Origin of the sequence: Streptomyces sp. NPDC046215 (genome assembly GCF_040646215.1) — a bacterium.
GTDB classification, from domain to species: Bacteria; Actinomycetota; Actinomycetes; order Streptomycetales; family Streptomycetaceae; genus Streptomyces; species Streptomyces stramineus.
In genome coordinates, this window is record NZ_JBEYZW010000144.1 from 1 (window position 1) to 9079 (window position 9079).

General features: G+C 72.0%; 8 protein-coding genes. 3 read left to right on the top strand and 5 right to left on the bottom strand.

What is annotated here, in order from left to right:
• Positions 1–131: 131 nt before the first annotated feature.
• Positions 132–893, bottom strand: a complete 762-nt coding sequence (locus ABZ951_RS32805) for a hypothetical protein (protein ID WP_344091193.1) — start codon at positions 891–893, stop codon at positions 132–134.
• A 215-nt stretch (positions 894–1108) separates the two neighbouring features.
• The gene (locus ABZ951_RS32810; RefSeq protein ID WP_361281630.1) at positions 1109–2218 is read right to left on the bottom strand and encodes an ROK family transcriptional regulator; all 1110 of its coding nucleotides are present in this window, start codon (positions 2216–2218) and stop codon (positions 1109–1111) included.
• A gap of 66 nt (positions 2219–2284) precedes the next feature.
• Here ABZ951_RS32810 and ABZ951_RS32815 point away from each other — a divergent pair, with 66 nt between their 5' ends.
• From ABZ951_RS32815 to ABZ951_RS32825, 3 genes are all read left to right on the top strand, one after another.
• The gene (locus ABZ951_RS32815) at positions 2285–3400 is read left to right on the top strand and encodes a Gfo/Idh/MocA family oxidoreductase (protein ID WP_344091195.1); all 1116 of its coding nucleotides are present in this window, start codon (positions 2285–2287) and stop codon (positions 3398–3400) included.
• Positions 3397–3909, top strand: a complete 513-nt coding sequence (locus ABZ951_RS32820; protein ID WP_344091197.1) for a heme-degrading domain-containing protein — start codon at positions 3397–3399, stop codon at positions 3907–3909. Before ABZ951_RS32815 ends, ABZ951_RS32820 begins: the two co-directional genes overlap by 4 nt.
• Before the next feature lie 144 nt (positions 3910–4053).
• On the top strand, positions 4054–4572 hold the full coding sequence (locus ABZ951_RS32825; RefSeq protein WP_344091199.1) for an RICIN domain-containing protein: 519 nt from the start codon (positions 4054–4056) through the stop codon (positions 4570–4572).
• A gap of 19 nt (positions 4573–4591) precedes the next feature.
• Here ABZ951_RS32825 and ABZ951_RS32830 read toward each other — a convergent pair whose 3' ends face one another.
• The 3 genes from ABZ951_RS32830 to ABZ951_RS32840 all read right to left on the bottom strand — a co-directional run.
• The gene (locus ABZ951_RS32830) at positions 4592–5449 is read right to left on the bottom strand and encodes a GNAT family N-acetyltransferase (RefSeq protein WP_361281624.1); all 858 of its coding nucleotides are present in this window, start codon (positions 5447–5449) and stop codon (positions 4592–4594) included.
• A gap of 121 nt (positions 5450–5570) precedes the next feature.
• Positions 5571–7571 (bottom strand): glycosyltransferase family 2 protein, encoded by a 2001-nt coding sequence (locus tag ABZ951_RS32835; RefSeq protein WP_344091203.1) that lies wholly within the window; start codon positions 7569–7571, stop codon positions 5571–5573.
• 173 nt (positions 7572–7744) lie between these two features.
• The coding region (locus ABZ951_RS32840) for a glycerophosphodiester phosphodiesterase family protein (protein WP_361281627.1) at positions 7745–9079 on the bottom strand (1335 nt) is incomplete at its 5' end.

The window sequence follows — 9079 nt, forward strand, 5'->3', positions numbered from 1 at the left end:
CCTGCGGGTGGGTCCTCTATCGCGGGTGGGGCTGTTGTGGCTGAGCTCAGCCGAATCAGCCCGTCCGGCGTTTGAGGACACCGCCGCGCAGCGGTGGTGCACCCCCACGACCCGCCGGAGCGGAACCCGGCTCAGCGCCCCCGCCGCGCCCCGAAGAACAGCGAACCTCCGGCCAGGAGCAACGCGAACGCGGCGGCGCCGATGGCGAAGAGGTGGCGCTGGGAGCCGGTGTCGGCGAGGGCGGGCCCTTGGCCCGCGTCCTGCCCTTCCCGCTCGCCGCCGCCCGTGGCCCCGGCGGGCCGGCCCGCGGCGCCTCCGACGCCGAAGGCGTAGTCGTTGGACTCCCCCACCCAGTCGCCGTCGGCGCCCCGCCGCTGCACGGTGGTGACGTTGGCCGTCACCCGGCCTTCGGGGGCGCCCTCGGTGAAGGCGAGGCGCACCCGCACGGGGACCGCGCCGCGCGCGGGCACGGAGAAGCCGGGGAACTCGGGTGACCGGCCCTCGAAGACGCCGACGTTCTCGGCCTCGTCGGTGCGCTCGAAACGGACCGGCCGCCAGCGGGAGGCGGTGGGGTCGTAGAAGTCGAGGCGGATGTCACCGGGCCGGAGCACCCGGCCCCGGTCGGCGAGGACCGCGACGGGGTGCACGTTACGGCACTCGGTGCCGGTGGCGTTGCGCAGCTCCAGCCGCCAGGTGCGCGGGGCGCCGCCGCGCTCGTAGGCGTCGGGGCCGCCGCTCAGCCGGGTGGTGATGGGGAAGGTGGCGCTGCCGGGGGTGGCACAGCCGGCGTGGACGGGGGCGCGGTCGCGGGGGTGCTGGGGGGACGCGGGTGCCGCCGTCGAGAGGACCGCGAGGGCGGCGGCGCCGATGACGAGCACGCGGGGCAGGGTCATCGCTTGGCCTTTGCGGGTGTGGGTCCGAGAACGTCAGGAACATCCCACCGCCGGGGCCGGTGCCACGGCCCGGCACGGCCGGGTACGTCCGACTGGCCGTCACATACCGCCCGATGTGACTACCTTCGTTTCATCCGATGAACAGAGGAACTGGCCCGGCGGGTCCCGGGCGCACCACCGCTGCGCGGCGGCGTCCTCAGCTCCCCCGGCTACCGCTACCGGCCACACCAAACCGCTCCGGCCCCGAAGAGCCGCGCGAGGACGAGCTCGGCGGCGCCCTCGACCACGGTGCGCCCGCCGCCGGGGGTGACGGCGACCGGAACCGCGCCGGCGAGGACGGCGCGCACGCCCCGCGCGTACGGATCCGGGTCGGCCAGCACCGTCCGGCCGCCGAGCAGTACGAGGTCGATGTCCAGCAGCCGGACGAGGTTGGCGGCGCCCACTCCGAGCAGGTGGGCGGCGCGGGCGGGGTCCCCGGCGGCGACGGCGGCCAGGCAGAGGGCCTCGATGCACCCGTTGTTGCCGCAGGGGCACGGGGGGCCGTCGAGCTGGAGGACCTGGTGCCCGAACTCCCCCGCGCCGGTGCGCGCGCCCCGGTGCACGGCCCGGTCGAGTACGAGCCCGGCGCCCAGGCCCGTCCCGAGGTGCAGATAGGCGAACGAGCCGACGCCGGGGGCGCCGCGCAGGGCCAGGCCGAGCGCGGCGGCGTTGGTGTCCTTGTCGAGGACGACGGGCACGCCGAGCCTGCGGGCGAGCGCGTCCCGCAGGGGAAAGCCGTCCCACTGGGGGAAGCCGGTGACCTTGTGCAGCACGCCCCCGCGGTGGTCGAGCGGGCCGGGCGCCGCGACGCCGACGCCGAGCGGCGCGGCGCCCGCGCCCCCGACGAGGGCCCGCACCTCCCCCGTCGCCGCCTCCAGCACCGCGTCCGCGCCGGCACCGAAGGCGAGCGGCGCGGTGCGCGTGGCGACCTCGGCCCCGGCGAGGTCGACGAGGGTCGCGGTGAGGGCGTCGCGGTCGAGGTGGAGGCCGACGGCGTGGGCGCCGCCGGGCACCAGGCGCAGGACGGTGGCCGGCTTGCCCCCGGTGGAGGCGCGGCGGCCCGCCTCGGTGGCGAGGCCGGCGGCCCGCAGCCGCGCGGTGATCTTGCTGACGGCCTGCGGGGTCAGCCCGGTGCGCGCGGCCAGCTCGGCCCGGCTGGCGCCCTCCGCGCCCGCGCCCCGCAGCAGACCCAGCACGGCGGCGGCGTTGTGGTCGCGCAGTGCGGTCAGATTGGCGCCGGTCGAGCCTGGGGTGCCGGAGGCGCCGGGTGAGCTGGTGGGGCTGATGCTGTTCACAGGGACCATTGTCGCGTTCGCTTGCACTTTGGCAACAGCGTTGCCAAAGTGGGCGGCATGGATGACACCACGGGCAGCCCCCGTCACTCCCGCGCCCCGTTCCGCGTCGGCCTCATCGGTTACGGCCTCGCGGGCTCCGTCTTCCACGCCCCGCTGATCGCCGCCACCGACGGCCTCGCCCTCGACACCGTCGTCACCGCCGACCCCGGCCGGCAGCGCCAGGCCGTCGCGGAGCACCCCGGCGTCCGGACGGTCGACAGCGCGGACGCCCTCTTCGCCCGCGCCGGGGAGCTCGACCTCGTCGTCATCGCCTCCCCCAACCGCACCCACGTCGCCCTCGCCCGGACCGCCCTCGAAGCGGGGCTGGCCGTCGTCGTGGACAAACCGCTCGCCGCGACCGCCGCCGAGGCCGAGGAGCTGGCCGCGCTCGCGGGGGCGCGCGGCCTGCTGCTGAGCGCCTTCCAGAACCGGCGCTGGGACAACGACTTCCGCACGGTCGAACGGCTGCTCCGTGACGGGGCGCTCGGCGACGTCCTGCGCTTCGAGTCCCGCTTCGAGCGCTGGCGGCCCGTGCCCAAGGGCGGCTGGCGCGAGTCCGGCGACCCGGCGGAGATCGGCGGGCTGCTCTACGACCTGGGCAGTCACGTCGTCGACCAGGCCCTCGCCCTCTTCGGCCCCGCCGCGACGGTCTACGCGGAGACGGACGTGCGGCGCCCGGGCGCCGAGGCCGACGACGACACGTTCATCGCCCTCACGCACACCAATGGCGTCCGCTCCCACCTGTGGGTGAGCGCCACGACCGCCCAACTCGGCCCGCGCTTCCGCGTGCTCGGCAGCCGGGCGGGCTATGTGAAGTACGGCCTCGACCCGCAGGAGGCGGCCCTCCGCGAGGGCCGGCGCCCGGGTGACGACGGTGCGGCCTGGGGCGTCGAGCCCGAGTCCGCCTGGGGCCGGCTCGGCGCGGGGGAATCGCCGGTGACGGGCGGCGGCGAGCCCGTCCCGACCCTCCCCGGCGACTACCCAGCCTTCTACGCGGCGATCACCGACGCCCTGCGCACGGGCGGCCGGCCGCCCGTCACCGCCCTGGAGGCCGCGGCCACGCTGCGCGTCCTGGAGGCGGCCCGCGTCTCGGCGACGGAGGCCCGCACGGTCCGCCTCGGGGAGTCGGCATGAGCGAGGGGACGGCACGGACGGAGGCGTCGGAGGCAGCGGAAGGGACGGAGGTGACGGAGACCGAGCGTCTGGAGGCACACGAACGGCGCCTGGTCTTCGACCGGTTCGGCAACGACGACGCGTGGGAGCTCGGCTCGCTCCTCGTCCGGCTCGCCCGGGAGCGGGGCGCCGCCGTCGTGGTCGATATCCGGCGGGGCGCGCAGCAGCTCTTCCATTACGCGCTCCCCGGCACGTCGGCCGACAACGACGCCTGGATCGACCGCAAGTGCCGGGTCGTCGAGCGGTACGGCGAGTCGTCGTACCTGGTCGGCGCCCGTTTCCGGGCCAAGGGCCGCACGTTCGAGGACCATTCGCGCCTGGACCCGGACCGCTACGCCGCCCACGGGGGCGCGTTCCCGGTCCGGCTGCGCGGCACGGGCGTGGTGGGGACGATCGCGGTGTCCGGCCTGGCCCAGGGCGACGACCACCAGCTGGTGGTGGAGGCGCTGGAGCGCTATCTGCACGCGTGACGGCTCTCGGTCGGCCCCTGCCCCGTGAGCCCACGGGGCAGGGGCGGCGCGTTCTCGCCTCACCGGGGCGGCGGTCCCACCCGTAGCGTGGGGCCGTTCCACCGCAGGGAAATCGAGGCTCGTGTTTCCACACTGGGAGTTCCCATGAGGACATCACCACGATCGCGCCGCACGATGACGCTGCTCGCCGCCGCGGCCCTGGCGACAAGTGGCCTGTTCGCCACTTCCGCGGCCTCCGCCGCCCCGGCCGGCGGAAAGGCGGGAGCCGAGCCGGTCAAGGCCGGTTTCATGCTCGCCTCGAACATGAACAACAGATGCCTGGAGGTCCGCAACGGCAACCCCTCCGCCGGTGCCCTGGTGAACATGTGGGACTGCCACGGCGGAACGAACGAACGCTGGACCTGGAACGGTCTCACGCTCCGCAGCGACCTCAACGGCAAATGTCTCGACGTCGTCGCCGGGAACGCGGAGAACGGCGCCGCCCTGAACATGTGGGACTGCTACGGCGGGGCCCCGCAGCAGTGGCAGTGGGACAACGGCCGGCTGCGCAATCCCGTCTACAACCGGTGTCTGACCATAGGCAACGGCAATTGGTGGAACGGCGCTTCGGTCATTCTGTGGGACTGCAACCTGGGCTCGCACCAGCAGTGGCACACCGTCTGAGCCCGGACGGCGGAGCCGCTCAGTAGCTGACGGACGGGAGGTAGGCCCCGGCGGGCTCGTTGTACAGGCCGATGGTCATCACGCTCATCAGCTCGGACACCTTCAGGCCCCGGGCCAGGCACCACTGGAGCAGGGCGCTGTCGCGCGCCGGGACGAGGATGCCGGGGCCGCCGAAAGCGGGCGCCGAGGCGATGAGGGCCTTGACGTCCTCGGTGCTCTCCCCGACCGCGTGGGCGAAGAAGGACAGGTCGGTGGCGTAGCCCGTGATCCTCCCGCCGTGCTCCACCACCCGGGCGGTGCCCGCCCGGACCGCGTCGGCGAGCTCCCCGCCGCGGTCGACGCCGTGGACCCTGCGGCACAGGTCGTCGCACGCCCCCAGGTCCGCGTCCGTCGCGGGCCGCACCTCGAAACCGGGCACGGTCCCGCCGATCGGCGGGCCCTGCATACAGGCGGCGGTCTCCCGGAACTCGAACCCCAAACCGGCGTACAGCGCGAACGACCGGCGGTGGTAGCCGCTCTGCAACAGCCGGATGCCGGGGACGCGGCGCGCGGCGGCCCGGTCCATGACGTCCCGCATGAGCGCCCGCCCGATGCCGCCGTTCTGGGCGCCGGGGTCCACGGTGATCGGCCCGACCCCGACGACGGGCGACCGCTCGTCGAGGAAGTTGCTCCCGGCGATCCGCCCGTCGATCTCGGCGACGACGCTGTAGAAGCCGGGATGGCTCAGCATCATCTTCAGCATCCCCGTGGCCTCCTCCACCCCGGGGATGGACGAGGGGTACCCGTGCTCACGGGCGATCCCGGAAAAGGCGTCGAAACAGATCCGGCCGCAGTCCACGGCGTCATCCGCCCGTCCGGGGCGCAGTACGAGGTCCACGTTCACGTCTCCCTCCCGGCGGCCACCCGCCGAGGACTGTTCCCATCAAACGCCGGGGGCTGCCGCGCGGCAACCGTCCGTCGGCGCCTGGAACCCGCGCCCCGTGCTGCCGTCCCGATCTCTAGCGTTTCCTCAGGCGGCTCCGGACGGCCTTCAGGATCTCCACCCGCCCGACCCGCAGGGTCAGCGCGTCACAGTCCGGCAGGGGCTTCGCGTACCAGGGCATACCGAGTCGCTGCCAGCGCGTGGGCTTCAGCGATGGCTGATGCGGTACAGGGACGGACCACTCCTTGCCCGCCACGGCGAGGTGCAGACTCAGTTCCCACTCGCCGGCGACCGTGCACGGCACTCGCGCCGCGAAGCTGCCGTCGGAAGGGGAGGGTGCGACCGGAGCTGTCTGCTCCGCGCCTCCCGGCCCCTTGGCGCGCACGGTCAGCGCACCCTCGGGCCAACGTGCCAGCGAGCAGACACCGTTGACGATCAGGGTGGAGGGGACGTCGTCCAGCCATGCCGCTCCGGTGACCCGCAGGTGCGGTTGCACGCGGTGCCGGGTGCCGTTCACGTCCAGCGTGAGGTTTCCGTAGGGCTTGGTGGTGTAGAGGGCGACCACCGCACCCTCGTTCGTCACGAGCGTGGTCGTCGCCGTGGTCACGGAGTCCGCGCGGCTGCTGCCGAGGCGGGCCTCCTTCGCTATGCCCTGGGCGCCCACGGCGAGCGAGAGGTCCCAGAGGCCGGCCGTCAGCGGCGCCAGGTCGACGGTCACGTCGTACCCCGCCATGCCGTAGTCATGGCGGCCGCTGTCCTCGTCGGCGCCCAGACCCGGGGTGGGGGTGTGGTGGACCGGGAGGCGGTGTTCCGTGTCCGTGCCGCGCTTGCGGAGGATCAGCTCAGTGGTGACGTCATCGGTGGATATTCGGTGGATATAGGCGTGCCCCGTCAGACGCAGCCCGGCGGCGTTGATCTCGGCTGACTCGACACGGTGCCGGACCCGCAGCTCGGCCGTGATGTCGTAGCAATCGTCGGGGATGTTCAGCGTGGAGTCGCGGAAGTGGGGATAGAGGGCGTAGGCGTGCCCGTCCTCCACCTGGATCCCGGGGGCCGTGGCGGTGGGGGCGAGGGTGGTGATGCCGTAGCTGGCGGCGCCCCGGTCGAGCTCCCAGCGCACAAGGGTGAGGAGCTCGTGGAGATGCCTGTGGCGGATGAGGTGGCAGCGGAGGCGGATCACGGCAGGCAGCCGGGCGGCCAGGCCCTCGGTCCAGTACAGCGTGACCAGGTCTGCCAGTTCGTCCAGCAACTTCTCCTGGACGTCGTGCTGCGGTTCGCGGCTCAGCTGGAGCACGGCGTCGCGCAGTTCCACCGCGAAGTGCCGGTGCATCAGCGTGTCACGGTCGGGGCCCGCCGGGACGTGTTCGGCGACGAGGTCGACCATCGTCCGGAAGAGGTCGGTCCGCATCCGCGCGCCGTGCTCCTGCGCGGTGATGTTGTTGCCGTCCTCGCGCGCGACCCAGTAGAGACAGTCGTAATCGGCGACGACGGAGATCGCGGCGGCCTTGAGGTAGGCGGTGGCGACGAACGGCTGGTCCTCACCGATCGACAACCCGGTGTCGAAACGGAGCCCGAGCCGGTCGATCAGCTCGCGGCGGAACAGCTTCATGGGGTTGAGCGTCCAGTAGACCCTGGACGTGAACACGTCCGTCTTGGGCTGATTCCGCTTGAACATCGACTGGGGTGCGCGGCGCCCGCCCTCCCCTACGATGCGGCCGAGGGCGACGTCGGAGCCGTTCTCGTCCGCCGCCCTGACCATGCGCTCCAGGGCCTCGGGCCCGATGTGGTCATCCGCGTCCAGAAAGTAGACGTAGCGCCCGCTGGCACGATCGAGCCCGGTGTTGCGCGGCCCCGCCGGTCCGCCGGAGTTCGGCTGATGGATCACGTGCATCAGCGGGGCCGTAGCCGCCAGCCGGTCGAGTTCGTCCGCCGTACCGTCCGTCGAGCCGTCGTTGACGACGATCAGCTCGATCCGGTCCGCCCCCAGGGTCTGGCTGAGGACGGAGTTGATGCTGCGGGTCACGTACGGCATGGCGTTGTACGCGGCGATGATGACTGTGACATCAGGCCCAGGCATGGTGAAGCGCTCCGTTCCCGCAGTCCAGGGTGTTTGTTTTTCAGGATATAAAATTTGACGAACCGATGTTCGTCCAGGGTGGACCGCAAACGTTCAGTTCGGCCGACAGCCCGCTGGGCGGCATGCGGACGGCGTCGGCTTCACCGAGGGCAGAGCCGACGCCGTCCCTGCCCCTACCGAGAGACGACGGTTTCAGGACAGTGGGATTTCCGCCATTGCAGGAACTGGTCCGGGCGGTTGGTGATGACGCCGTCCACGCCCCATGACGTCGCGGTCTGCCATTCGTTTTCGCGGTCGACCGTCCAGACGAACACCTCGATACCGGCCGCCTTCAGCTGGTCCACCGCCGTGGGCCGGGCGGAGAGCCCCTTGAAGTTCACCGAGTACGCGCTGAGAGAGAACTTACGGGCCGTGGCCACGGGGTCCGGGTCGAGTTTGGACCGAAGCAGCGCGACTTTCATCTTGTGGGGGGAGGCGGCCGCGTCCCGCACTACGCCCTCGTCGAAGGACTGGACCAGCGTGCGTTCGGCCATGCCTGACTCGGCGACGAGCCTGAGGGCGTACTCCACAGCCGCGGACGACTGCGGCCCCTTGATTTCCAGGAGGAGCCGAGCGGACCTGACCTTGAGCGAGGACAGAACCTGCTCCAGGGTGGGTACATGTCCGCCTCCCTTCACCGTCAGTTTGGAGATCTCTTCGGCGGTGAGCTGATCGATGCGTCCTGTCCCGTCGGTCATCCTGTCCACGGTCGCGTCGTGCATGATGACCGGTTGGCCGTCTTTGGTGAACTGCACATCGGTCTCGACCCAGTCCGCACCGCGGTCGGCCGCGGCCTCCAGTGAGGCGATCGTGTTCTCGGGGGCGATCTCCGGCGCCCCGCGGTGCCCGACGGCGTACGTGCGGGAGCAGTGGGCGGCAGAACTCTGCTCGGATATGCGGATGTTGTCGATGGTGCCGGCGAAGTTCTCCTGCCAGGTGCCCTGGTAGAACAGTCGGCCGATCTGCAGACCACTGGCGGCCCGCCACGGCGTCGTGAACGCGGCGGTGGCCTGCGGCTTGCCGTTGACGAACAGCTGAATCGTCTTCGCCCCCGCGTCATACACACCGGTCAGCTGCGTCCAGACCCCGACCTGCGCCGCATCCGCACTCATCGACCGAACAATCTGCGTATCGTCGGTGTCCTTGACATGCCGGTTGAAGACCCACTTGCCATAAGACTTCGAGTAGTACAGCTGAAAACCGCTGGCGTGCTCGCCGGCCTGGGACAAGAACGTGTAATTCCGCGACTTGTCATCCAACTTCACCCACGCCGACACCGAAAACGACTTCGTCGTATCCACCACCGGACCCGACGTCGCCGCATAAGCCGAAGCCCCGTTCAAATGCAGCGCGGTGCCGGACTTACCCGCAACACCCAGCTCGGCGCCACCACCGGCCAGCGTCGCGACCGGACCCGCACCCTTACCGCCACTGACCCGCGCGCTACCGGATGCCTCGTCCAGCGCGAA

Bases quoted from the DNA above. Each gene is read 5' to 3' on its own strand.
- ABZ951_RS32820 (WP_344091197.1), top strand. From the start codon at position 3,397: ATGAGCGAGGGGACGGCACGGACGGAGGCGTCGGAGGCAGCGGAAGGG.
- ABZ951_RS32815 (WP_344091195.1), top strand. From the start codon at position 2,285: ATGGATGACACCACGGGCAGCCCCCGTCACTCCCGCGCCCCGTTCCGC.
- ABZ951_RS32805 (WP_344091193.1), bottom strand. From the start codon at position 893: ATGACCCTGCCCCGCGTGCTCGTCATCGGCGCCGCCGCCCTCGCGGTC.
- ABZ951_RS32825 (WP_344091199.1), top strand. From the start codon at position 4,054: ATGAGGACATCACCACGATCGCGCCGCACGATGACGCTGCTCGCCGCC.
- ABZ951_RS32835 (WP_344091203.1), bottom strand. From the start codon at position 7,571: ATGCCTGGGCCTGATGTCACAGTCATCATCGCCGCGTACAACGCCATG.